The sequence below is a fragment of the Hymenobacter sp. YIM 151858-1 genome, from assembly GCF_025979705.1.
Taxonomy (GTDB): Bacteria; Bacteroidota; Bacteroidia; order Cytophagales; family Hymenobacteraceae; genus Solirubrum.
Genome location: NZ_CP110136.1, coordinates 1,942,871 through 1,966,428, shown reverse-complemented (window position 1 = coordinate 1,966,428; position 23,558 = coordinate 1,942,871). Strand labels below are relative to the sequence as shown.

Here is a 23,558-nt window from a genome sequence, read left to right as displayed (position 1 = left end):
AAATAAGGATATTCAGCATAAACTAAAAATATTAGGTAAGAAAAATTGGTGAAATCAGGGCATTAATCGCGTAAATAATATGATTATGCCTGGCTGTGGCGGCCGCATCAGAATCAAAAAGTTTACTCCTCGGGAACTAATCTGACGCAGTTTGAAAACTATATGCTAAAAAATTTAGTAAATAGCAGCGCCGGCCAACGGCTAAGTGGGGGTCGGCTCGTTCTATGACGCGCATTACGCCATTTTCTATTAGCACCGATTGGGCCGGCCTTACGCTGCCGCTCTTTGCCTGCGTGGTGCCGGCGGGCTTTCCCTCGCCGGCCGACGACCACCTCGACGCCCCGCTCAACCTGCACGAGCTGTTGTTTGCGCATCCGGCCTCTACGTTTCTGGCCCGCGTAACCGGCGACTCCATGAACGGCGCCGGCATTCGCCACAACGACATCATCGCCGTCGACCGCGCTTTGGAGCCGGCCGATGGCTGCATTGTGGTGGCCGTGCTCGATGGCGAGCATACCGTGAAGCGCCTGCGCCGCGAGGGCACCCAAACCTGGCTCGAGCCCGAAAACCCGCGCTACCCCATCATCCGCCTCCACGAAGGCAGCGAGCTGATTGTGTTTGGGGTGGTGACGCACGTAATCCATGCCTTCCGCGAAAAGCGCAGCCGCGTGCTCGGGCAGGTGAATAACCTGCGCCGCCGCGCCTAGGTAGCTACCGCTATGTTTGCCCTGGTCGACTGCAACAACTTTTATGTGTCGTGCGAGCGGGTGTTTCAGCCGCGCTACGAGGGCGTGCCCGTGGTGGTGCTCAGCAACAACGATGGCTGCCTGATTTCGCGCTCCGACGAAGCCAAGGCCCTGGGGCTGAAAATGGGCGACGCTTTTCACCTGGTAAAACCCACGCTGCAGGAGCACGCAGTAAAGGTTTTTTCCTCCAACTACGCCCTCTACGGCGACATGAGCCGGCGCGTGGTGCGCGTACTCTGCGACTTTGCCCCGGAGGTAGAGGTATACTCCATCGACGAGGCTTTTCTGAACCTAGGGGGCATGCGCTACTGGGCACCCCAGGGGCTGGAGGACTACGCCGGCCGCATCCGCGAAACGGTGAAGCAGCACGTGGGCATACCCACCGCCGTGGGCGTGGCACCTACCAAAGTGCTGGCCAAAATGGCCAACCGCTTAGCCCGCAAACGCCCCGAAACCGAACGCATTTGGGTGCTGGGTACCGATGCCCAGCGGCTCGAAGCTCTGGAGCGCACCGCTGTGGAGGACGTGTGGGGCATTGGCCACCGCTATGCCCGCAAGCTGTACGAGCAGAATATTTGCACCGCCGCGGCCCTGGCGGCCAAGCCCCGCGCCTGGGTGCGCCAGCACCTGGGCGGCGTGGTGGGCGAGCGGCTGTGGTACGAGCTGCACGGCCAGTCGTGCCTGGAGCTGGAAGCCCGCCTGCCCGACGACGAAACCACCCTCGGACCTAGGGCCCCGCACCGCCAGAGTGCCGCCTGCACGCGCTCGTTTACGCGCCCCATTGCCGACGAGCAAAAGCTGCGCGAAGCCGTGGCCACGTTTGCTGCCCGCGCCGCCGAAAAGCTCCGGGCCGAAGGCCTGGCCGCGCACCTGCTCACGGTGCTGCTCGGCACCGATCGGTTTTCGCCCAAGCCGGGGCCCTCTACCTTCAGCACCACCATTGCACTGCCCTGCGCCACCAACGACACCGGCCAGCTAACGCACTACGCCCTAGATGCCCTGAAGCGCCTGCGCCGGGCGGGCACCAGCTACACCCGCGCCGGGGTGGTGTGCGCCGGCCTCGAGCCCGAAGGCCAGGTGCAATTAGGCTTGTTTGAAGCGCCCGAAGCCCGCCAGAAAAGCAAGCAGCTGATGGAGGCGCTGGATGCGCTCAACAAACGCTTCGGGCGGGCCAAGGTGCGCTATGCCGCGGCCGGCACCAAGGCGCTGTCGTGGCAGGGGCGCTGCGAGTACGTATCGCCGCAGTTTACCACCAACTGGGAGCAGCTCTGGCGTATCGGCGACGCGAACCCCAAGGCCTGACAACTACTGCAGCTACGGAACCAGCCGCGGCTACCCTAGGTGCCAAAACTTGGCCGGCTAGCCTACGGCAAGGGTATGATTAGCAACCCAAGCCGGAAGCTCGCTAAAGCACCTGCCCGAAAGCAGACCCGGGGGCCGGACGTGCGGCTATTTCACGGGCTCGGCTTGGTCGCTTGGGGCTGCGGCCGCTTGCTTTTTGCGTTGCCGACGCAGGTAACCGCGCACCAAAAAGTTGTGCTCCAGGGCCTCCATGCTGCGGCTGAAACCCGCCGTGCCGCGCTCCACGTGCTCCACGCTCTGGCGCAGCTGGCGGCTCATGGCTGTATCGGTGAGCAGGGTGCCCAGTGGGCCGGTGCCACGGTGCACCTGCCCTTGCAGCGTGGTTAGCAAGGCCGCCAACGTATCGGAGCTGCCGGCCAGTTGCCGGCTGGTGTGGGCCAGGTTACCGACCAAGCTGGTATCGGTGAGGAGGTAGCCCGCGGCCCCGCGGCCCTGGCGCACCTGCCGGGTGAGGCGCTGCACATCGGCTGCGGCGGTTTCGAGGCTGGTGGCAGCGCGCGCAGCACTGCGCAGGCTATGGCGCACATTGGCCGCCAGCTGCTCGTCGCTCAGCAGCTGCCAAAGTGCCTCGCTGTTGTTGAGGCGGGCAGTAACGGCACGCATGTCCTGCGTAATGCCAATCAGGTTCTGGCCCGAGCCCTGCAGGGTAACCAGCAGGTCGTCGATACCTAGGGGCACGCGGGTGGGCAGCCGGTCGCCGGGCGCAACGGCCGGGGCCGGGCCGGGCTGCGCGAGCAGGTTGATGATGGTATTGCCCACCAACCCATCGGTGCCAATGCTGGCCACAGTATTGCGGCGCACGTAGGGCTGCACGTCGCGGTTCAGGCGCATGGTTACGCGAATGGTGGTATCGTTGATGATCTGAATACGGCGCACCGTACCCACCGGAATGCCGCCCAAGCGCACGTTGTTGCCCGTCAGCAGCCCCGATACGTTGCGGAAATCGGCTTGCACCAGCAAGCTGCGGCTGAACAGGTTTTGCTGACGGCCGAGCAAAAACAGCGTCACGAGCAGGCCGCCCAAACCAACGAGCACAAACAGCCCAAGGCGAACGTGGTTTCCAGGAGTACGCTGCGACATACAAACGAAGCTTTAAATAAAGAACTCGTGGATGGCCGGCTCCGGGCGCTGCTGCAGTTGGGCGTAGGTGCCCTCGGCGTAGCAGCGGCCGTCGCGCAGCAGCGCCACGCGGTCGGCCGTAAGCCGCACGCAGCTCAGGTCGTGCGAGATGATAAGGGCCGAGGTGCCATACTTTTGCTGTACCTGGCGAATCAGCTGGCTGATTTCGCGCGAAGTCACCGGGTCGAGCCCCGTGGTGGGTTCGTCGTACAGGATAATCTCCGGCCGCAGAATGAGTGTGCGGGCCAGGGCAATGCGCTTGCGCATGCCGCCCGAAAGCTCCGCCGGCATCATGGCGCCCGTTTGCTCCAGGCCTACGTCGGCCAGCGCCTGCCGAATCAGCTCTTCTTCCTCGCCGCGGCGGTGGCGCAGCCAGTGGCGCCGCAGCGGAAACAGCAGGTTTTCGCGCACAGTCATGGAGTCGTAAAGCGCGTTGCTCTGGAACAAAAAGCCCACCCGTGCCCGCAACTGATCCATGGCCTGGTGGTCGAGGCGGGTAACGTCTTGGCCGAGCACGGTAATCTGGCCTGCATCGGGCACGAGCAGCCCGATGATGCACTTGATCAGCACCGATTTGCCCGAGCCCGACTTGCCAAGCACCACCACGTTTTCGCCGCGGCGCAGGAGCAGCGAGAAATCCTGCAGCACGTGGTTGTCGCCGAACGATTTATACACGTGCTCCACGGCAACGACCGTATCGGAACCGACCGCGGTTTCCGCAGCTGTCGGAAATGCCCTAGGTGCTAGTGTCGATCCGGAGTGCATGGGAGGCTTTAGTTAAGGCCAAGCAGGCCGGTGATTTGCACGGCCAGCAAATCGAGCACAAAGATGACCAGCGAGGCCACTACCACCGCTGAGTTGGCGGCCTGCCCTACGCCCTCCGTGCCCTTAGTTGAATTGTAGCCTTTGTAGCAACCGATCATGCCTACGGCAAACCCGAAAAAGAACGTTTTGCCGAACGCCGGCAGCACGTCGCCAAAGGTCAGGCTCTCCAGAATGTTGTTGATGTACAGCGCCAAAGTGGTAACGCCCTGTAGGTTGAGCCCTAGGTAAGACGCGAACAAGGCAATGCCATCGGCCAGGATGGTGAGCACCGGCAGCATAAGGGTGGCGGCCAACACGCGCGTAACAACGAGGTACTTAAACGGGTTGGTGCCCGATACCTCCATGGCGTCGATCTGCTCGGTTACGCGCATGGAGCCCAGCTCGGCCCCGATGCTGGAGCCCACCTTGCCGGCAAAAATCAAGGCGGTGATAATCGGGCCCATTTCGCGGATAATCGTCAGCCCCACCATTGCCGGAATCCACGACTCGGCCCCAAACTGCACCATGGTTGGGCGGCTTTGCAGCGTGAGCACCATGCCCATGATAAAGCCGGTTACGCCCACCAGCGGCAAGGATTGATAGCCGATTACGTAGCACTGGTAGAGCCACTCGCTTACCTCGTAGCGCGGTTGAAAACCCTCGCGGAAAAAACGTGCGGTAAAGAGCGTTAGCCTGCCGGCGTCGTCCAGAAACTCTCTCGCCTTCATGAGCGTGCGCAATGAAGTTGGGCCAACCGGTTAGCCAGGCCGGCGAATGGGGCAACTGGTGTGAGCGACCTAATCATGCGGCACGCTTACGGTGCCGCCTACCGTTGGTGCAAGCAATGCCAATTGTTGCGCCAACGGCATAATCTAACCTAATTCCGGCCACCTTGTGCACGTTGCTCCGATTTCGTGCTTGATCTTCGGGAGTATAAATGCCGTGGTAAGAAACAGCTGCGCTGCGACGAAGCTGCCAAGTAGAGCCGTCGCAGCGCAGTATCAAGCAGGGGTAATTACGGCAAAAAGCCGAGGTGCCAAGCCTGGCCGTTGCTACGGCTGCAGCACCACCCGCCGCGTAAGCACCTGGCCGCCGGCCAATTGCCACTGCAGCAGGTACACGCCCGCGGGCAAAGCAAGCAGTTGCAGCTCGGTGGTGGCTTGCGTTACCAGCCACGTGCGCACCTGCTGCCCTAGGTTGTTGCGCAGCACCAGCACCGAGCCAGCGGCGGCGTTGGGGGGCAATTGCACCTGCAGGCGCCCGTGGCTGGGGTTGGGGAATACGGCCCAACTGGCCTGCTGTGCCACTGTGGGGCGCGTGGGCAGCACCTGGGCGTAGCGCAGCTGGGCGGCATCGGCGGCGGCTTGCAGCTCGGCCAGGGTAGGAGCCGCCAGCACGGCAAAAGCCACCGTTACCGAGTCGTTGGGGGCCAGCCGACCTAGGGCCGCGCCCACTACGTGCGATACATCGGAGCCGGTGGGCGTACCAGCGGTGCGTTGCCGGCGGCCCGAGCTAAGTGTCAGGAATTTCTCGGCCGACGAAAACCCGTCGCGCAGGCTTACCGCGGCCGTGGTGGGCGCCGCGTTGTCGAGGGCGTAGTACGAGGCCGTGGCAGGGGCCGCGGGCCCCAGCAGCCGCACGCCCGCAAACAACCTAGGGTTCAGCGCATCGTGCACGTAGCCCAGGGCGCGGGCCGAGTCGTACGCGGCCAGGTTGCGGCCGGCTTCGGCGGGCAGGTCCCAGTCCATAAACAAGCCGGCGTGCAGGGTTTGCCAGGTATCGGGCGAGAGGTTGCGCAAGGTGTATTCCACAATGGCATAGTCGCGGTCGGCGGGGGCGGGGCCGGCCCAGGCCATGGCCCGCTGGCGCACGCGCACCCCTAGGGTGCGGCCGTTGCTCTGGCTCGGCAACGAATCCTGAAACGCCCCGGTGGCGCGCTGCATAGCGGCCGTGGCCGTTTGCATGGCTATGGCCTGTTGCCGGAAAAAGTCCTGATCGGGGCGGTTGGCGGGCACGCCGCGCAGGCGGTCGGCTACTTTGGCGGGGCCGGTGGCCACCAGCAAGCCGCCTTCGCTCAGCAGCACCGGCGAGTTGCGGTAGGTAATACCGGCGCCGATTTCGGTGTTGCCGCTATCGTAGCCCAGGTTGCTGCGGCTGGTAAGGGTAAGGTGCAGGTTGTTGGCCGCGAGCACCACGTAATCGGGGTTCAGCTCCAAGGTCACGTACTCATCGGCCGCAAAGCCGTTGGGCGCGGTAAAGCGGCAGCGCAGCACGGCGCGGGTGCTGGCTGGCGTGTTGGGGGCAATGCTCAGCTGCACCGGCACGGTGGCCGTGGCATTGGTACCCAAGGTACCTAGGGCCGCGGTGCTGCCGCTGCCCAGGCTAAGCTGCGGCGTAAGCGAGCTGATGCTGAGCGTGAGGCCCGGCACCGGCTGCAGCAGGTTTTGGATGGTAAGCGCCAGGCGGGCCGTGTCGCCGGCCAGCAAGCGCGGCTTGCTGAGGCGGTGGCCGAGCACCCGCACAGCCGTTTGGTTGGCCCCCAGGGCCAGCGCGCGGTGTGCGTTCAGGCGGCCCGAGCCCAGGCGGCCCGCCAGCGGGGCGTTGCGGGGTATGCCGTAAATATCGTCGGCGGAGCGGCGCAGCACGGCCACTACCTGCGCCGCCGAAAGCTGCGGATACAGGCTGCGCACCAACCCCGCCGCCCCGGCTACCAGCGGCGCCGCAAACGACGAGCCGCCCACCGGCGTGTAGGCGTCTTCGGCGTCGTAGAGGGTGGTAAGTATGCGCCGGCCGGGCGCGCTCAGGCCCACGTGGTAGCTGTAGGTAATGGTTTGCTCGTCGAAATCCGACAGGCCCGCCACGGACAGCACGTGGTCGTACGACGCCGGGTAAAAGTCGAGCTCGGCGTTGGTGTTGCCGGCGGCGGCCACCAGCACGGCGTCGCGGTTTACGGCCGCATAGGTGCACACATCCTGCTCGAACTGCGACTTGCCGCCCACGCCGCCCCACGAGATGTTGATGATTTTGCAGCCGTGGTCGGCGGCGTACACAATGCCTTCGTAGCCCCCAAACGCGCCCTCGGGCGTTTGCGGGTATATTTTGATGTGCATGAAACGGCACTTAAAACCCACGCCCGCTACGCCCTTGCCGTTGTCGGCGGCGGCGGCGGCGGCGCCGGTTACCAGCGTGCCGTGGCTAAACAAGCCACTGCGCGGGATTGAGGCCGTGGGGTCGTTGTCGTTGTCGCCGGTGTCCCAGCCCCGAAAGTTGTCGATGTACCCGTCGCGGTCGTCGTCGATGCCGTTGATGGGGTCGGCGTAGTTCAGCTTGGCTTGCCCGCGCAAATCCTGGTGGTTGAACAGCACGCCGCTGTCGGTAATGCCAATTACCACCGAAGTGTCGCCCTTGCTCAAATTCCAGCCCGAGTAGGCTTTAATCAGCTTCAGGTGGTACTGCCCATCGGCTTTGGTTGAGTCGGCCAGCGGGTCGTTGGGCTGGTACAAGGGCGCGCGTTGGTAAAGCGGCTCCACGTACTCCAGGGCGCCGGTGCTCAGCAGGGTTTGCCGCACCTTGCCAAACGGCAGCTCGGCGGGGTAGCTGAACTGGTAAATGGTGCGCAGCTCCACGCTGCCCGGCAAATCGGCCGAAGGCGGCACCGCCCTTGGGAACTTCTGCTGCACGCCCTTGGCCCCCAGTTGACCTAGGGCGCGCTCCACGTAAGTAAGGGCAACACCCTCGCGCAGCTTAAACACCGCCGTGCCCGGCAAGGTAGGCGCGGCCTCGGTGGCGGCAGTTGGGCCCGGTTGCGCAGCAACTACCCCCGAAAGCAGCAGCCAGCTATGGGTAAAAAACAGCAGGCGTAAAAGCTGTTTCATCGATGCAAATGATGTGATGGGGCAGGTGTGCCTTAACTACGTAAATTTAGCCCCGCCGCGACACATGGCCGAGCTTTTTCGCTCGACGTTGCTTTGCATTCCCTCAATTCCCGATTATGACCGCTACAACCCAAAAGCACCAGGCTACCCTGGAGCAAGCTGTGCAAGCCCTGCACGGCCGCACGTTCTTCGCCCATTACCCCGAAAACCCCTCGCCCGATGTGTACGGTGCCGATGCCGATGCCCAAGGCCGTGAGGCTTTCCTAGGTCGCCGGGGCCAGCAGTTCCAGGAGCTGCAGCAAGGCCAGCCCGAGGCCTGGGCCGGCCAGGAGGAGTCGCCCTACGAGCAGGCAGCCCTAGGTATCAAATACCCTTACTACGCCCCCGAAACGCTGGTGCGCAACGCCCAGCAGGCGTTTGATGCGTGGCGTAAGCTGAAGCCCGCCGACCGTGCCGCTCTGCTCATCGAGAGCCTGGAAGGCATGAAGCAGCGCTTCTTCGAAATCGGCTACGCCACCATGCACACCACGGGGCAGGCGTTTATGATGTCGTTCCAAGCCAGTGGGCCCCACGCCGCCGACCGCGCCCTGGAGGCCGTGGCCGCCGGCTACGAGGAGCAAACGCGCTTCCCCGAAGAAACCCGCTGGGACAAGCCCATGGGCAAGTACACCATCAGCCTGAACAAATCGTGGCGCCCGGTGCCCAAGGGCGTGGCGCTGGTTATCGGCTGCTCCACGTTCCCGACCTGGAACACCGTGCCCGGCATGTACGCCTCGCTGGTAACCGGCAACCCCGTTATCATTAAGCCGCACCCCAAGGCCGTGCTGCCCATTGCCATTGTGGTGGCCGAGGTGCAGAAAGTGCTGGTGGCCCACGGCCTGCCCGCCACCATCTGCCAGCTGGCCGTTGATGCCGACGACCGCCTCATCACCAAGGAGCTGGCCGAGCACCCCGCCGTAAAGCTGATCGACTACACCGGCGGCACCGAGTTCGGCAACTACATCGAGAGCCTGCAGAGCAAGGGCAAAACCGTCTTCACCGAGAAAACCGGTGTGAACTCGGTTATCCTCGACTCGTGCGACGACCTCGACAAGGTGGCCCAGAACCTGGCCTTCTCGGTTAGCCTGTACTCGGGTCAGATGTGCACCGCCCCGCAAAACTTCTTCATCCCGGCCGAGGGCGTGAAGGTGGCCGGCACGCTGGTGCCCTTCGATGAAGTGGTGCAGAAGCTGGCCGGCGCTGTGCAGGGCCTGGCTACCAACCCCAAGGCGGCTCCGCACGTGCTGGGTGCCATCCAGAACCCGGCCACGCACCAGCGCGTGGAGCAGATGACGCAGAGCGGCCACCGCAACGTGCTGGCGCACGGCAAAGTGGAGAACCCCATGTTCCAGAATGCCCGCACCTGCTCGCCTGCGCTCTACGAGGTTGATGCCACCCAGAAGGAGCACTTCAGCCAGGAGCTGTTCGGGCCCATCATGCTGGCCATCAAAACCCGCGACTCGCACGAGAGCGTGAAGCTGGCCGCCGAGCTGGCCCGGGAGCACGGCGCCATCAGCTGCGCGGCTTACACCACCGATGCCGAGCTGAAAGAGGAGATTATGGATCAGATGAGCCTGGCCGGCACGGCCGTCAGCTTCAACCTGACGGGCGGTATCTACGTGAACCAGAACGCGGCTTTCTCCGACTTCCACGTAACCGGCGGCAACCCCGCCGGCAACGCTTCCTTCACCAACCCCGAGTTTGTGCTCAAGCGCTTTACCTGGGTCGGCTTCCGCGAACCGGCGGCCTAAAGAATTAATAATTAGTAATTAATAATTATTAATTGACAAAAAACGCCCCGGTGCCGTTTGGCGCCGGGGCGTTTTTGTTGGTCGGTGGCTCTGAAGCGGCTACTGCGAGGCGCCGCGTTGGGGCTTAGCCGTTACGGGCTTGGTGTAGCGGTACGCCTTGGGCGACTTTACCGTGCGGAATTTGTAAGGGTTCCTGGCGTTCATATCAACGCCGAAGCCAACCGTGCGCGGCTCCCGGCGGAACGACGATTTGTCGTTGGCGCGGCGCTGTGGCTTTGCGTTTACGTTGCCGTAGCTTTTGGGCTGTTGCAGTACTTTATCCTGGGTGCAAGCGCCGCCAAGCACAAGCATGCCGAGCGCGAGCAATGGGGTCGAGATTTTCATGGGGGCGCGGGTTATAGGTGGCGTCCAGCCGCAGCCGGATAATGATACCTGTGTACTCGCTTTACGCCCAAAAGGATACGTGCGCGCCGCCCTAGGTACCCACAAACAAAACGCCCGGGCGGGTGCCGCCGGGCGTTGCAAAAGCCTAGGTGCAAAACCGGCTAACCGGGCCAGAGCACCGGGGCCGCTTCCGGAATTACCAGCGCCGGAATGGGCGTGCGCAGCATAAGGCCGGCCGTGGGGCTGTTGTAGAACCGGCTGCCGGGCAACGATTGCTGCCGGGCCACAAACATCAGCAGATCGGCGGCGTTTGATAGCGCCGTTTCGATAATGCCCTGCTCGATGCTGGAATGCTGGTTGGTCTGGATGGTGTGCGAGAGGCCATCGAGCAGCTGCGTGGCGTGCACGTTGGCCAGAATATCGTCGGGCTCGGGCGCCTGGGCGGTGGTGTAGATATGAATGGCTACGGCCTCCGGAATTACGCGCGTAAGCAGGCGCCGGGCGCCGGCGCGGCCCTGCCCCAGGTACAGCACGCGGTTGGTTTGAAACTGCAGCAGAAACTCGGGCACGATGGACACCGACTTGGGCAAATGCGCCGGCCGGCGGTCGGTATCGAACACGATGCGCTGCGGAATTACGTGCTCGTGGTAGTGCTCGGGCACCAGCAGCAGCGGCTGCGTTACCAGCCTGATTAGTTGCAGCACCGGGTGCTCGGCGGCGTTGGCGGGCAGGTTGGCGCGGCCGCAGATCAGCACGCTCGGCAACGAGGCCGACAACATCTCGGGCAGGCACTCGGCCACGGGACGCTGCAGCAGCTCGTGCGTGTAGGTTACCGAGGTTTCGCGCAGGCGCTCCAGGGTGGCCAGGCGTTGCTCGAGCGCCGGAAGCGGGGGCAGCGTGGGGTGGGCAAGCAGGCCATCGGCGGTGCCTAGGTCGGCGGCAACCGAAAGCACGCGCAGCCGCACGCTCATTTGGCGGGTAGTAAGCTGACGGGCTAAAAAAGTGGCGTACTCCAGGGCGTTGGCCGCTACCCCAGAGAAATCGGCCAAAACAGTAAGAACAAGCATAGCCGTCTATTAATCAGCGTATTTGGGAGGTGTGTGCAGGCAATATCAGTATACTCAGTAAAGTGCTTATTGTTATTAATTTGAGATTAAATCGGAGTTTTTTAACTGCGAATTAATGGCGTGATTCGTAGCGGCATAGTACTTCTACAAGCTCAGGGCCTCGCGGAAGCGCATGGATTGCTGCCGCGACACCTCCACCTCCGAGCCGCCGCGCAGCTGAATCTTGAGCGTGCTGCTAAACCAGGGCTCGATGCGCTCGATGTGCTTGAGGTTGATGATTTGCTGGCGGTTGGCGCGGAAGAACACGTTGGGGTCGAGGCGGCTTTCGAGCTGCTGCAGCGTGCGCGAAATCAGCGGGTGTTCGTCATGAAAATGCAGGCGCGTGTAGTTGTCGGCCACCTCAAACAGGCGCACATCGGCCAGGCGCACAAACCAGCACCGCTCGCCGTCTTTCACAAACACCTGGTCGGTTTCGCGCAGCAGCTCGCGCGCGGGCGCAGCGGCCACGGGCTCGTCGGCCGGGTCGGTACTCAGGGCCGTACGTGCTTTGGCCAGGGCGGCACCTAGGCGCTGCTCGTCAACGGGCTTCAGCAGGTAATCGAGGGCGTTTACCTCGAAGGCCTGCACGGCGTACTGGTCGAAAGCCGTGGTGAAAATGACGTGCGGGGCAGCGCCCTCGAGGTCGGCCAGCAGCTCGAAGCCCGAGCGGCCGGGCATATGAATGTCGAGCAGCAGCACATCGGGGCGCAGCTCGGCAAGGCGCGCGGTGGCCTCGTCGGCGTTGGCGGCTTCGCCCACCACTGCTACATCGGGGTGGCGCTGGAGCAGGCGGCGGAGCTCCTGGCGGGCCAGGCGGGAGTCGTCGACAAGCAGGATATTCATGGTAATGAATAATGATCAATGAGTAATGAACAATGAGCAGGAGAACAGGCGGTTAGGGGCGGGGTGCCGGGGCGCCGAGCGGGGTGGCGGCACCTAGGGCCGGCGCGTGACTTAGGGGCACTGGCCCAGGGCTGGTCGGCAATTGCTCATTGTTCATTGCTAATTGTTCATTGATAACAACGGGCAGGCGCAGGCGCGCCGCTACGGTATCGGGGGTGGCTTGCTCGAGGCGGAGCTCGGCCCTAGGTCCGAACAGCAGGCGCAGCCGCTCGCGGGCGTTGCGCAGGCCGGTGCCGGTGCCATCGGCTTTGGCGGGGCCGCTGCTCAGCTGGCCGGTGTTTTCTACGCTCAGCAGCAATTCGCCCGCGGCGCAGCGGGCTTGCACCCGCAGCTCGCCGCCTGCCGGCAGCTGCGCCAACCCGTGCTTAATGGCATTTTCGACGAGCACCTGCACCAGCATGGGCGGCACCTGCACACCCAGGCAATCGGCGGGCACATCAATGGTGTAGCGCAGGCGCTCCTCGAGCTGCAACGACTCGAGCTGCAGGTAATCCTGCACCACGGCCAGCTCCTTACCCAGGGGCACTTGCTCGGTGCGGTTCAGCTGAATGGCGTAGCGCAGCAGCTCCGACAGGTGCGAAAGCATGTGGCGGGCCTGCTCGGGGTCTTCGCCGATGAGGGAGCGAATGTTGTTGAGGCCGTTGAAAAGAAAGTGCGGGTTGATCTGGGCCTTTAGCGTCTGCATTTCGGCCTCGCGCACGGCGGCAGCCAGCTTCCACTTATCTACCTCGGCCTGGCGGTAGCTGCGCAGGTAGTGCAGCCCGAAGTACACCACCGACCACAACCACAGCACAAAGTTGACGTTGAGCGCGTAGCCGACAAACTCGCCCCAGCTCTGGGGTTTGCCACCGGGCATCATCAGCGGAAGCACTACCAGCAGCGTTATCGTCCAGATAATCACCTGGCTCAGCACCGAGAGCAGGGCGTTGATCAGCAGCAAGCGCCACAGCACGCCCAGCAGCGGCAGTTGCACCCATTGGTAGCGCCTGATGATGTAGCGCAACCCGTGCGACAGGCCCACCATGGTGGCCGCCACCACCACCTGAATGACCACGATGTAGCCCGCAAACTTTTGGGTGAACATGGTGTAGCCCACCACCCCAAACACGCCGTACAAGGCCCAGCCAATCAGCTGCAGGCGCCAGTAGGAGCGGCTGGGGGGCGGCACCGTAGCAAGGAGGTTCATGGGCTGAGGAACTACAGCGAAACCAAAGAAAAAATACCGGCTGAGCAGCGGTTAGGCCACAGCCGCAAAGGCAGCCGGTTGCGCGGCGGCCAAGCGGGTTTTGGCCCGGTAATCGGCCCACAGCCAGGCGCCCAGCAGCACCATCGAGCCGCTGATGAAAGCCGGAATCAGGTACAGCTGCGTGGGCGCCAGGTACAAGCCCAAGGCGAGGCAACCCCCGGCAATTACGCCGGCCGCTACCGCAAACGCGGCCGTGCGGTAAAACCAGGCGTACGGGAAAAAATGCGCCCCCGTGATGATGCCGTAGACCATGATGAAGTACTCGGGGTTGCGCAGGTACACAAACACCAGAAACGGGAAGTAGAACAGCTGCGCGAAGTTGAGCCACAACCCCAGCGGCTGCAGCGGGTTGTGCTTGAGCGTCCAGGTAGTGCCGAACACGCCCGAGAGCAGCCGCGCCAGGGGCAGCATCAGGCCGCTGGCCATAAACGTGTAGAGGCTGTGTTGCGAGGCCGAGCCCGGCAGCGCCCATACCACCGCAATACCGGCCCAGAGCAGGGTAGCAGCGGCAATAAAATCGAGGCCGTTTTTGGCTTTTACTGACAGTTCCAGGTGCAGGGCGGCAAAGTCTTCTTGGCGAATCATGGCTACGGAAGCGGTTGTGGAAGCGTAGGTTGATGAGGCAGCGTGAGGCCAGCGACGCAGCGCCGCCGGCCCCCGAAACTTAGCTGTTTTTCGAGCGGGCAGCGGTTTTTGCTTTGGCCTTAGCGGGGGCATGCTGCTGCAAGAAAGCATCCGTTTGCCCGAAAAACCACTGCGTGTCGTCCCACATCAGGAAGTGGCGGCCGGCCTCCGACATTTCGATGCGGTGCTGCGGCAACTTGGTGTACTGCTGCTCGAAAATGGCGCGGGTGCTTTCCTTTGTCGAACCGAATTGCTTGTAGGCAGCCCAGGCACCTAGCACCAGCACCGGCTGCTGAATGCGGGCTATATCCTGGCGCAGGTCGGTGGTGTACATATCGTACATGGCCTGGGCCACGGTGGCGGGGTGGGAGAGGCGGCCCCAGCGGGCGGCCACGGTTTGGCGGGCGGTATCGGTAATCATGCTGGCCACCATTTGGCGCTGCTGAGCGGCGGGCATCGGGCCGCGGCTCATTTGCTGGCGCATGCCCTCGGCCATGGGCTTAGCCATTTCGGCCGTGAGGTTGGGGTTTTGAATGGCCGACATAAACGGCAGCGAATCCACAATCACCAGCGGGCCCACGGCTTCGGGTTGGGTGGCGCTCATCCAGAGGGCCATAAAACCACCCAGGCTGTGGCCGATGATGGCCGGGCGCTGCAGCTTCTGGGTTTTGATGTAAGTCAGCAGCTGGTCGCGCACATTCAGCAGCAGGTTGTCGGTGCTGGCCGGCGCGGACTCGCCGCCAAACCCCGCCAGCGACACAATGTGGCACTGGTACTGCTGCTGGTAGCGGGCCACGGTTTCGTCCCACACGGCGCCGGGGCAGGTAAGGCCCGGAATCAGCAGCACGGGCTGGCCTTTGCCCACCACGCGCACCGTAAAGTTGGGGTGCGCGGCGGGGTTGTCGGTGGTGGTGTGGGCGGCCGGGGCGGGCTGGGCACCTAGGGCAGCGGCAGGAGCCAGGGCGGCGGTGGCGAGCAGCAGGGCAGCGCAGATGGGGCGGAGGGCGGTAGCGAAGCGTTTCATGATCATCAGGCGGTTTGTGTCGTGGTTGATGATCCAAAGGTGGCACCTCGCGGCCCCGAGCGGAAGCAAAACCTGGGCGAGCGGTAAGCCGCCCGGCCGAATGGTAAAAAAGTTGGGGCGAATTGCCAGAGGCTCCGGGGCCTCTTGAGACCCCCACGGGGCACGGTCCCCTCTCCAAAGGGGGATGGGGAGCCACGGCGGCGCGGCAGTCAGCAACGATTGCGGCGGCTGCGGCTCGCGCCTCCGCCGCCGCTCCCTAGGTGCGTGGCCTGCACGTGGCTGGAGCAGCGCCGCCCAGGCTATGGGTTAGCGCGACTGCTGAAAAAAAAAGCGGCTCCCTAGGTTGGGAGCCGCTTTCGAAAGCAAAGAGCAGGAGGGGCGTTACTGCTTGCCGTAGTCGCCGCTATCGGGGCGTTTGTCGCCTTGCGCCTCGGGGGCGCACTGCTTGCTCGTTACGCGGCCATCGGCCCCGAAAACAATCTTAATCGGCTGCGTGTCGGTGGCGCTGCCAAACAGGTACGACCACGTGTGGCCGCCATCGGCGGCGGTGTCGTCGCCGGTGGGCTCACCCATCAGGTGGCGCACTTGCTCCTGGGTCATGCCGGTTTCAATTTCGGTGCAGGCTACGGCGTTTTGGTAGCTTTCCTGCGCGGTACAGGCATACAGCAGGGCTGCGGCCATTACCACCCCAATCAGTCGGTTGCGCATGGGTTGGGGCAGTTAAATCAGCTTGCTGATGTCGTCGCGCAGCGTATCGATGCCGCGCTTAATTTCCGTCCAGACGCTGCCTTGCTCGCCCGCCTCGCGGCCCGGGGTACCAAGTTGCTCGGCCAGCTTGCTGCGCTTCACCTCCAGGGCAGCAATGTGCTCGTGGTAGTGGTGCGGCGAGTTGGCGGTGGTAGCGTTGGCGCGGGCATGCAGGGTTTTAATCTTGGTGTCCAGCTCGTCGAGCGCCTGCCGCAACTCATTTTCGCTGAGGTGGCTAGGCGCACGCATGTGGTCGGGGTTAGGCGTGTAGCTCATGGCTTGGGAGAGAGAATCGGAGGGTAGTTGGTAGCCACCTGGGGCGGCTTCAGGCTTTTTACTGATTTAGCCTCCGAAAAGATGCTCCGGCAAGCACATTGCCATGTAGGCGCACTACGGTTGGGTTCTCTCGAGTTCCGCCAGGCCCGAGTTGCTGTTTTCTGGTTGGGGCAACCAAACGACCTAGGCCTTGCGCTGGAAATGCTTGGTCTGTCATCCTGACGCAGGAGGGACCTTACTGGGGCCTCACCACCCTCGCTCCAGGCGCGACATGGTGGAGAGGGGGAGCCTAGCGACTTAGGAAACGGCTGTCATGTCGAGCTAAGCGAGACGGCTGGGGTGTAGACGTTGGGTAGTAACTACTTAATTACTGTCATCCTGACGAAGGAAGGACCTTCTCACGCCCGAACCTCACCCCCAGCCCCTCACCTGTGGAGAGGGGAGCAGTTAGTATCGGACGTCAGCACGGCAGATGTCTCGACAAGCTCGACATGACACGACCTAGGGAATGCCGGCTTGTGTCGTGCGGGCGTGATGAGGTCCTTCGGCTAGCGCCTTGGGATGACAGGCGAGGAATGGGTTAGTGAAATACGCCCCACTGCCGGGGCAGCCCTAGGTCGCGGGCGAGGGGGGCAGCGGCGGTGCTCCAGATGTTGGTAAGCAACTCGTTCACGGCGTCGGCCAGCTCGATGTGGTAGTCGGTTTCGAGCTTCTCGGCCTGGCGCAGCACGGTATCGGTGCGGCGTACCACGTGGTTGAGCAGGGGCTGGTTGGGGCCGCTGAGGCGGGCCACCGAAGCGGGCTGGTGCCGGAATACGTTGTTGAGCAGGCGCACCGTCAGCTCGGCTTCGCCGAACGTGTCGCCGGTAATTTTGGCGTGGTAGCTGATCTGGTTTTGCAGCTGCCGCAAAATCAGCAGCAAATCGTTGGGCGTTTGGTGGTAGCCGCGCACCGGGTCGTCGAGCCGCTCGCGCAGCCGCTCGCGCCGGTCCTCCAGGGCTTCGGGCCCTTCGAGCAGGCGAAACTGCAGCTGTTCGGTCAGCACCTTGTCCTGGCACACCAAGCGCACCAGCAGCTGGTCCTTTTCCTTTTGCGGCAGGTTGAGCAGGGCTTTGCGTAAATCGGGCGGTAAGGCGGGCATGTAGTCAATTGGATATAGGCAAACAACAACGCGCGGGTAGTTTTTGCTTCCGAAAGTGCAGTTTTTTGCTGTGTACGCAAGCCGTGCGGCCGGGGATAGAAGGCGAAGCCCGAAAAAAGCTGCCCTCCTCAGCTGAGGAGGGGATGCCGCGACGCAGTTGCGGCTGGGGTGGTTGGCCTCGCATCAGGTGGTAAAATCACCCGAATAGGTCGTCTGATGAAAGAACGTCATGCTGAGCGAAGCCGAAGCATCTCTACCGCTTCGTTGGGATTAGTATCAGGAGAAGCGGTAGGAATGCTTGGTTGATGCCTTCCTTTGGTTCGGCAAGCGCAGCATGACAGACGCAAGGAGTAGTCCCAGGTAGTTTTAGCACTAGCCTTTCAACCACCCCTAGCCCCTCCTCATCTGAGGAGGGGAACTAGCTTTTAGCTCTAGCTTCTGGTCTTTGCTTCTTTCTCGTCCTCAACCACCAGAGTAGCCGATGCCGGTACCGCTACCGGGTGCTCGGGGCGGTCGGCGGCTACCTCGCTTTCGGGCGGTACGTGGCCGGCCAGGGCCCAGCGGTGGCGGGCTTCGTCGAACTCGTTTTCGCTTTTGGCCACCACCACGGCCGCTACGGCGTTGCCGATGATGTTGGTAATGGCCCGCGCTTCCGACATAAACCTGTCGACGCCGAGCAGCAGCGCCATACCCTCGACGGGAATGGTTTTGGTAGCGGCCAGGGTAGAGGCCAGCACCACAAAGCCCGAGCCCGTAACGCCCGCCGCGCCCTTGCTCGTCACCATCAGAATACCAATAATAGTAAGCTGCTGGCCCAGGCTTAGCGGTATGTTGAAGGCCTGCGCCAGAAAGATGCTGGCCATGGAAAGGTAAATGGTGGTGCCATCGAGGTTGAAGGAGTAGCCCGTGGGTATCACCAGGCCTGCCACCGAGCGCGAGCAGCCGTAGGCCGTCAGCTTGTCAATCAGCCGCGGCAAGGCCGATTCGGACGACGACGTGCCCAGCACAATCAGCAACTCTTCCTTGATGAAGCCCAGCAGCCGCCACAAACTGAAGCGGTAGTAGCGCGCCACCAGCCCCAACACCCCAAAAATGAACAAGGCCATCGTCAGGTACACCGAGGCCATCAGCTTGGCCAGCGGAAGCAGCGTATGCAGGCCGTACTTGCCAATGGTGTAGGCCATGCCGCCAAAGGCACCTAGGGGCGCCAGCTTCATTACCATGCCCAACACCCCAAACAGCACGTGGCTCAGCCGATCGAATGTGGCAATAAGTGGCTGGGCCACGGCCGCGGGCATGCGCGTGAGGGCCAGGCCAAACAGCACCGCCACCAACAGTACCTGCAGAACGTCGCCCTCGGCAAAGGCGCCCACCATGCTCTCGGGCACGATGTGCGTGAAAAAGGCCACCCAATCCATGCCGGCGGCCTGCTCGGCGTACTGCTGGGTTTCGGCGGCCTTGCCGGTGGCGGCGGCGGTATCGATGCCGCGGCCGGGCTGCACCAGGTTGGCGGCGGCCACGCCCAGCAGCAGGGCAAACGTGGTAATCAGCTCGAAGTACAGCAGCGCTTTGCCGCCCACCCGGCCCACTTTTTTCAGGCTGCCCATGCTGCCAATGCCCAGCACCACCGTGAGGAAGATGATGGGCCCAATGAGCATTTTGATAAGCCGGATGAACGTTTCGCCCACGGGCTTGAGGGCGGCCCCCACGCCCGGGAAAAACGCGCCCAGCAGCACCCCCAGGGCAATGGCAGTAAGTACCTGAAACGTTAGGTTGCGGGCGAGTTTTTTCATGCAGACGGCGAGCCAGCCGGCAAAGTAGCAAATGCCCGCGGGTGGCGGGGCGGGTTGGCGGTGTCGTTGGGGCATTACTGCCGCTGCCGGGGCCTGATGGTGTCTGCGCTACCTAGGGTTGCGGGTACGCACAGCTCGCACCAGTAGGCGGCTGCATTGCCACAGCGCGGCTACGCAAGCCAGGCATACTAGCAAGGCCGGGTAGCGCCAGGCAGAGGTTGCCAGAGGCCCGGCCACCGCGGCCGTTTGCGGGGCGAAGCTGGCCAGCCACTGTTGCCAAGTGGGCATGTATGGTAAAGGGTAGGCCAATTGAGTTGAAAACCCGCAAACCCAAATTGGGGTTACCGGCTTCGGGATGTCGCTAAACAGAAACAGCGAGTAAGTTGAGCCCAATGGAAAGCAGGCATATTTTTTCAGGCCAACCCTTGAAGGGATGTCCAATGCCGTTACCAACGATTGGTACCGCGCGTTGGGACCGAACTTAATTTGAATTCCCCACACATCATTCGGGGATTTAGCCAGGGTGGCAGCGGCAGCTTGCAACCTAACCAGCTTCAGCGAATCAGCATAACGGTTGCCGGTTAGCTCTGTCGTACGCCAGGCACGTTGGGCAATTAGTTCCGCATATTTCGGCCCCATGATCAACCCTGTATAAGTTGGGTCGGCGTAGGGCAACGGTGGAAGCGTTACTTGCATTACGTGCTGCACCTGAGCACGCTTGTCCGTGCGGATAAACGTGCAGCAGACCCAAAGGCCCCACGCCAGCACCAACAGCCCCGCGGGGAAAAACAACTTGCGCGAATGGCGGCGTACGGTATACATAATGCTGGCCCTAGGTACCCAAGGTAACAACTACGTTTTAGAGCACGAAAAAGGCCCGCCTAGGTAGGCGGGCCTTTTTGCAACGCAGGCACTAAGCAAAGCTTACTTCACTAAGCTGAAGCGGTTGGTTTTGCTTTGCCCAGCGGTGCTGACGCGGTAGAAGTACGTGCCCGAGGGCAGCTGCTCGCCGTGCAGCGTTACCGATTTCACTTCACCGGCTTGCACCTCGGCATCGTAGAGCTTGGCCACGCGGGCACCTAGGGCGTTGTACACCTCAACCACCGTCCGGCCCGATTTAGCCACCGAGAACGTGATGGTAGCATCGGCGCTGGCGGGGTTGGGGTAGAGCGAGGTGCTCAGGCCGGCCTCCGCTTTCACGCTTTGCGCCGCGGCGGGCCCGGTGGTGGTGAGCGAGGCCGTGAGCGAGCTGGTGCTCGGGGCCACCGAAATCACGCGGCAGTTGTCGAACAGCTCGTTGATGGCCGCCACGGCCCCGCTAATGTCGCTGAAGCTCGGGGTAGCACCGTTGGCGGTGTAGTTCTGGCCGCTCAGGGCTCGGTTGGCCAGGACCAGCAGCCCGCCCACCGTTCGCGAGGTCCCTAGGTTCTGGAGCACACTGGCGGCAATGGTGCGCGTTACCGTGGGCGACAGGAACCCGTTGTCGGTACAGTTGATGGTGCTGTACGTGGTCATCGTGGCCGAAAGCGGGATGCCGGCCAGGTTGCTGCTCAGGCGCGCGTTCAGGCTGAGCGCCAGCGTTTGGCCGATGAGCACGTTGTTGAACTTGCCGTTCTTCAGGATGGAAGCCGGAATGCCGGCGCAGGTGCCCGCCACCCCGTCAACCGTGTAAGCCACCCCGCTCGGGAAAGCACCCGCCGAGCCACCGGCCGGCATGCGGTCGACGATGCACTGGCCCTGGTTGGCCCCAAACGTGAGGCTGCGGCTGCTGGGGAACTGCAACGAGGCAGGTATGCCAATGGTGAGGGGCGTGGTGCCCAGCAGCTGGTTGATGAGGGCCAGGCGCCGCAACGAGGTGTTGTTGCAGAGCGCGCCCTGGTCGTTGCTCCAGCCGCCTTGCGTGAGCGTGCACACCTTCACACCGCACACAATCACGTTTACCTGCACGGCATCGGAGGGCGCGGAGCAGGCCACCCCGCCGAGGGTGCTGGTGGCTACGCGCCGGAACCAGGTGGGCACGTTAATCGGGCCGGGCGCGTCGTAGGTTTCGCCCGTTGCCCCGCCGATGTCGGCAAAGCCTGCGGTGGCGCTGGTGGTGCTGCGCTGCCACTGGTAGGTTATAATGCCGCCGCCGGTGCCGGGGGCGGCGTTGCTAAACGCGGCCGGGTCGCCGCCCACGCACACGGTGCTGCCGCCGTTTATCCTGCCCGGCGCCACGGCATTGGGCGTTACGGTAAGCTCGTTGCTATTGGCCGAGCATTGCACCCCGTTCAGGGTGCTGGTAGCCACGCGCCGGTACAGCGTGGTTTGCGTTACGGCCGGGGCATCGTAGGTGGGGCCGGTAGCGCCATCGATGTTCGTCCAGTCGCCGGCGCCCACTTTGCTTTGCCACTGGTAGGTAACCGGTGCCGAGCCCGAGCCGTTGCTCGCGTTGCTGAAGGCCGCCGGGTTAAAGGGCGCACACAGCGCGCCACCGCCGGCAATGCTGCCCGGCACCACACTGTTCGGGGTTACCTGCAGGGCGTTGCTGTTGTCGGAGCACTGTACCCCGTTGAGCGTGCTGGTAGCCACCCGCCGGAACCACGTGGTCTGGGTTACAGCGCCGGGGTCGTAAACGGCATCAGTAGCGCCATCGATGTTGGCAAAGCCAGCCGAGGCGCTGGTGGTACTCTGCTGCCACTGGTAGCTGATGTCGCCGCTGCCGGTAGCGTCCACACTGCCAAACACCGGGGCATCGTAAGGCGAGCAGCCCGTGCCACCGCCCGTGATGCTGCCCGGGCTGATGCTGTTCGGGGTTACCTGCAGGGCGTTGCTGTTGGCCGAGCACTGCACGCCATCGAGGGTGCTGGTGGCCACGCGCCGGAACCAGGTAGTCGTGTTGATCGGGCCAGGCGCGTCGTACGTGGCAAGGATAGCGCCATCGATGTCGGCAAAGCCCGTTGTGGCGCTGGTGGTGCTGCGCTGCCACTGGTAGCTGATGTTGCCCGCGCCCGAGCCGGCGGTGGGGCTGCTAAACGCGGCCGGGTCGCCGCCCACGCACACGGTGCTGCTGCCCGCAATTTCGCCGGGGCTCACGCTGTTCGGTTGCACGCGCAGCACATTGCTGGTAGCCGCGCAGGCTACGCCATTCAGCGTGCTGGTAGCCACGCGCCGATACCACGTGGTTTGCGTTACGGCCGGGGCGTCATAAGTGGGGTCGGTAGCTCCGCCGATGTCGGTAAAGCCCGCCGAGGCGCTCGTGGTGCTCTGCTGCCACTTGTAAGTTACGTTGCCGCTGCCGGTAGCGCCCACACTGCCAAACGCAGGGGCGTCGAAGGGCGAGCAGAGGGCGCCGCCGCCCGTGATGCTGCCCGGCGCCACGGTGTTCACGGCCAGGCTAACTGCCGCGCTGGCCGCGCAGGCCGGCGCCGCCGTGTTGCTCACCTTGGCGTATACCGTGCCCGTGGCCGAGCTGTAGGCGCCCGGCGAGGTAATGGCGTTGGTCAGGCCCGCGTCGCTGAACCAGCTGATCGACACCCCGGTCTGGCTGCCCTTCACGGTATTCTCCAAGGCGGTTAAGTCGAAGGTAGCGGTGGTGCCGCCCTCGGTAGCGGGGCACAAAGTGGCCGAGGCCGCGGTGGCCGTGGGGGTAGCGTTTACGGTTACGTTGCCCGTGGCAGGCTGCGAAGCGCAGCCGTTGGCGCCACGCACAATTACGGTGTAAGTACCTTGGGCCGTTACATCAATGCTTTGCGTGGTGGCCGAAAAACCGCCCGGGCCGCTCCATTCATAGCTCAGCGGCGCCAGCCCGCCCTGGGCCGAGGCCGTAAGCCGCACGGCGGGGTCGGCGGAGCAGCGCGTGGCCGAGTTTACTTGCGCGACGGGTTTTGTGTTGAACGCACCACCCGCAAAATCCTGCAGCGAGGCGTTTACCGAGGGCGAGTTGCGCGTTTCGAGCAGGAAATTGGTGAAGCATGGGTCAAGGTTAAGGTTCCCTAGGTCAACAAACCCTTCGAAGAAAGAGCCCTGCACGTAACCGCTGCCGCTTTTGGGCGTGTAGGCCCAGGTAGGATAGCTGGGTACTGGGTAACCTTGGTCGTTTACGGCGGCGTTGGCATTGGCCAAGCTGGCGGATACTGTTTGCAAGGAGCCACCGCCTTCGTTGCCGCCCGAGCCAACCCACTTCAGGATGGTGATGTTGACGTTGCCGCCGCCATCGGTAAAGTTGCTGAGCACCAGCAGGTCGCCCACGGCGTGCGAGCCGCTGAATACGTTGGCGCCGTTTACGGTAACGGGGCCAACACCGTTCTTGAAAAACCAAAAGCCGATTTGCGCTACCCCGTTGATGGCCGTTCGGTCGCCGAAGAAGTAAAGTTTGGAGCCGATTAGCGCCGCACCGGCGTTGGTAATGTCGCCTTTGTCGTTGGTGTTGCCCAGGCTCCAGCCCCAGCCGCTAATTGGGTCGGGGTCTTGCGAGCCGTTGGTGAACTGGTCGTCGCCGGTGTTGTTGGCATCCACCTTGAACGACGACACATAATTAGGCTGATTGAGCACGGCCGGCCAGTCGCCCGGGTTGCCGTCAATGGTAATCGATTGGGCCGTTGCCGTTGAGCTCAGGGTAGCTAAGCCAAGCCACAAA

At 63.2% G+C, this 23,558-nt stretch carries 19 protein-coding genes; 3 read left to right on the top strand and 16 right to left on the bottom strand.

Features of this window, described 5'->3' with window-relative positions; translation table 11 throughout:
* Positions 1-224 precede the first annotated feature (224 nt).
* Together OIS50_RS08740 and OIS50_RS08735 are read left to right on the top strand one after the other, a co-directional pair.
* The gene (locus OIS50_RS08740) at positions 225-707 is read left to right on the top strand and encodes a LexA family protein (RefSeq protein ID WP_264693942.1); all 483 of its coding nucleotides are present in this window, start codon (positions 225-227) and stop codon (positions 705-707) included.
* A 12-nt stretch (positions 708-719) separates the two neighbouring features.
* Complete coding sequence (locus OIS50_RS08735) at positions 720-2,048, top strand: Y-family DNA polymerase (RefSeq protein WP_264693940.1); 1,329 nt, start codon at positions 720-722, stop codon at positions 2,046-2,048.
* A gap of 147 nt (positions 2,049-2,195) precedes the next feature.
* On the opposite strand, the gene OIS50_RS08730 is transcribed toward OIS50_RS08735, so the two are convergent.
* The 4 genes from OIS50_RS08730 to OIS50_RS08715 form a co-directional block, all read right to left on the bottom strand.
* Positions 2,196-3,188 carry an MlaD family protein gene (locus tag OIS50_RS08730; protein WP_264693939.1) on the bottom strand — a complete coding sequence of 331 codons (993 nt, stop codon included), beginning with the start codon at positions 3,186-3,188 and terminating at the stop codon, positions 2,196-2,198.
* Between the two features lie 12 nt (positions 3,189-3,200).
* Complete coding sequence (locus OIS50_RS08725; RefSeq protein WP_264693937.1) at positions 3,201-3,992, bottom strand: ABC transporter ATP-binding protein; 792 nt, start codon at positions 3,990-3,992, stop codon at positions 3,201-3,203.
* A gap of 8 nt (positions 3,993-4,000) precedes the next feature.
* A complete protein-coding gene (locus OIS50_RS08720) occupies positions 4,001-4,759 on the bottom strand; it encodes an MlaE family ABC transporter permease (protein ID WP_264693935.1) in 759 nt (252 codons plus the stop codon).
* Between the two features lie 324 nt (positions 4,760-5,083).
* A complete protein-coding gene (locus OIS50_RS08715) occupies positions 5,084-7,906 on the bottom strand; it encodes a S8 family serine peptidase (protein ID WP_264693933.1) in 2,823 nt (940 codons plus the stop codon).
* Positions 7,907-8,022: 116 nt separating this feature from the next.
* Here OIS50_RS08715 and paaN point away from each other — a divergent pair, with 116 nt between their 5' ends.
* Complete coding sequence (gene paaN, locus OIS50_RS08710) at positions 8,023-9,696, top strand: phenylacetic acid degradation protein PaaN (protein WP_264693931.1); 1,674 nt, start codon at positions 8,023-8,025, stop codon at positions 9,694-9,696.
* A 99-nt stretch (positions 9,697-9,795) separates the two neighbouring features.
* Here the strand turns inward: paaN and OIS50_RS08705 are convergent, their stop codons facing one another.
* From OIS50_RS08705 to OIS50_RS08650, 12 genes are all read right to left on the bottom strand, one after another.
* Entirely contained in the window at positions 9,796-10,080 is a 285-nt protein-coding gene (locus tag OIS50_RS08705; RefSeq protein WP_264693929.1) for a hypothetical protein, read from the bottom strand.
* Positions 10,081-10,241: 161 nt separating this feature from the next.
* The gene (locus OIS50_RS08700) at positions 10,242-11,129 is read right to left on the bottom strand and encodes a hypothetical protein (RefSeq protein WP_264693927.1); all 888 of its coding nucleotides are present in this window, start codon (positions 11,127-11,129) and stop codon (positions 10,242-10,244) included.
* Positions 11,130-11,291: 162 nt separating this feature from the next.
* Complete coding sequence (locus tag OIS50_RS08695) at positions 11,292-12,029, bottom strand: LytR/AlgR family response regulator transcription factor (protein WP_264693925.1); 738 nt, start codon at positions 12,027-12,029, stop codon at positions 11,292-11,294.
* Positions 12,030-12,081: 52 nt separating this feature from the next.
* Entirely contained in the window at positions 12,082-13,275 is a 1,194-nt protein-coding gene (locus tag OIS50_RS08690; protein WP_264693923.1) for a sensor histidine kinase, read from the bottom strand.
* Positions 13,276-13,326: 51 nt separating this feature from the next.
* Positions 13,327-13,920 carry a DUF7010 family protein gene (locus OIS50_RS08685; RefSeq protein WP_264693921.1) on the bottom strand — a complete coding sequence of 198 codons (594 nt, stop codon included), beginning with the start codon at positions 13,918-13,920 and terminating at the stop codon, positions 13,327-13,329.
* 79 nt (positions 13,921-13,999) lie between these two features.
* Positions 14,000-14,983 (bottom strand): alpha/beta fold hydrolase, encoded by a 984-nt coding sequence (locus OIS50_RS08680; RefSeq protein ID WP_264693919.1) that lies wholly within the window; start codon positions 14,981-14,983, stop codon positions 14,000-14,002.
* Positions 14,984-15,364: 381 nt separating this feature from the next.
* Positions 15,365-15,691 carry an outer membrane protein assembly factor BamE gene (locus tag OIS50_RS08675; RefSeq protein ID WP_264693917.1) on the bottom strand — a complete coding sequence of 109 codons (327 nt, stop codon included), beginning with the start codon at positions 15,689-15,691 and terminating at the stop codon, positions 15,365-15,367.
* A 12-nt stretch (positions 15,692-15,703) separates the two neighbouring features.
* Positions 15,704-16,006, bottom strand: a complete 303-nt coding sequence (locus tag OIS50_RS08670; protein ID WP_264693916.1) for a sll1863 family stress response protein — start codon at positions 16,004-16,006, stop codon at positions 15,704-15,706.
* A gap of 580 nt (positions 16,007-16,586) precedes the next feature.
* Positions 16,587-17,147 (bottom strand): hypothetical protein, encoded by a 561-nt coding sequence (locus OIS50_RS08665; protein ID WP_264693915.1) that lies wholly within the window; start codon positions 17,145-17,147, stop codon positions 16,587-16,589.
* A 431-nt stretch (positions 17,148-17,578) separates the two neighbouring features.
* Complete coding sequence (gene dctA / locus OIS50_RS08660; RefSeq protein WP_264693914.1) at positions 17,579-18,940, bottom strand: C4-dicarboxylate transporter DctA; 1,362 nt, start codon at positions 18,938-18,940, stop codon at positions 17,579-17,581.
* A 108-nt stretch (positions 18,941-19,048) separates the two neighbouring features.
* Positions 19,049-19,762 (bottom strand): hypothetical protein, encoded by a 714-nt coding sequence (locus OIS50_RS08655; RefSeq protein WP_264693913.1) that lies wholly within the window; start codon positions 19,760-19,762, stop codon positions 19,049-19,051.
* Positions 19,763-19,864: 102 nt separating this feature from the next.
* Positions 19,865-23,557, bottom strand: coding sequence for a T9SS type A sorting domain-containing protein (locus OIS50_RS08650; RefSeq protein ID WP_264693912.1), 3,693 nt, complete (start codon positions 23,555-23,557; stop codon positions 19,865-19,867).
* Position 23,558: the final 1 nt, after the last annotated feature.

Bases quoted from the DNA above. Each gene is read 5' to 3' on its own strand.
- OIS50_RS08680 (WP_264693919.1), bottom strand. From the start codon at position 14,983: ATGAAACGCTTCGCTACCGCCCTCCGCCCCATCTGCGCTGCCCTGCTG.
- OIS50_RS08670 (WP_264693916.1), bottom strand. From the start codon at position 16,006: ATGAGCTACACGCCTAACCCCGACCACATGCGTGCGCCTAGCCACCTC.
- OIS50_RS08655 (WP_264693913.1), bottom strand. From the start codon at position 19,762: ATGTATACCGTACGCCGCCATTCGCGCAAGTTGTTTTTCCCCGCGGGG.
- OIS50_RS08735 (WP_264693940.1), top strand. From the start codon at position 720: ATGTTTGCCCTGGTCGACTGCAACAACTTTTATGTGTCGTGCGAGCGG.
- OIS50_RS08740 (WP_264693942.1), top strand. From the start codon at position 225: ATGACGCGCATTACGCCATTTTCTATTAGCACCGATTGGGCCGGCCTT.
- OIS50_RS08685 (WP_264693921.1), bottom strand. From the start codon at position 13,920: ATGATTCGCCAAGAAGACTTTGCCGCCCTGCACCTGGAACTGTCAGTA.
- OIS50_RS08725 (WP_264693937.1), bottom strand. From the start codon at position 3,992: ATGCACTCCGGATCGACACTAGCACCTAGGGCATTTCCGACAGCTGCG.
- paaN (WP_264693931.1), top strand. From the start codon at position 8,023: ATGACCGCTACAACCCAAAAGCACCAGGCTACCCTGGAGCAAGCTGTG.
- dctA (WP_264693914.1), bottom strand. From the start codon at position 18,940: ATGAAAAAACTCGCCCGCAACCTAACGTTTCAGGTACTTACTGCCATT.
- OIS50_RS08720 (WP_264693935.1), bottom strand. From the start codon at position 4,759: ATGAAGGCGAGAGAGTTTCTGGACGACGCCGGCAGGCTAACGCTCTTT.
- OIS50_RS08695 (WP_264693925.1), bottom strand. From the start codon at position 12,029: ATGAATATCCTGCTTGTCGACGACTCCCGCCTGGCCCGCCAGGAGCTC.
- OIS50_RS08715 (WP_264693933.1), bottom strand. From the start codon at position 7,906: ATGAAACAGCTTTTACGCCTGCTGTTTTTTACCCATAGCTGGCTGCTG.
- OIS50_RS08705 (WP_264693929.1), bottom strand. From the start codon at position 10,080: ATGAAAATCTCGACCCCATTGCTCGCGCTCGGCATGCTTGTGCTTGGC.
- OIS50_RS08730 (WP_264693939.1), bottom strand. From the start codon at position 3,188: ATGTCGCAGCGTACTCCTGGAAACCACGTTCGCCTTGGGCTGTTTGTG.
- OIS50_RS08675 (WP_264693917.1), bottom strand. From the start codon at position 15,691: ATGCGCAACCGACTGATTGGGGTGGTAATGGCCGCAGCCCTGCTGTAT.
- OIS50_RS08690 (WP_264693923.1), bottom strand. From the start codon at position 13,275: ATGAACCTCCTTGCTACGGTGCCGCCCCCCAGCCGCTCCTACTGGCGC.
- OIS50_RS08665 (WP_264693915.1), bottom strand. From the start codon at position 17,147: ATGCCCGCCTTACCGCCCGATTTACGCAAAGCCCTGCTCAACCTGCCG.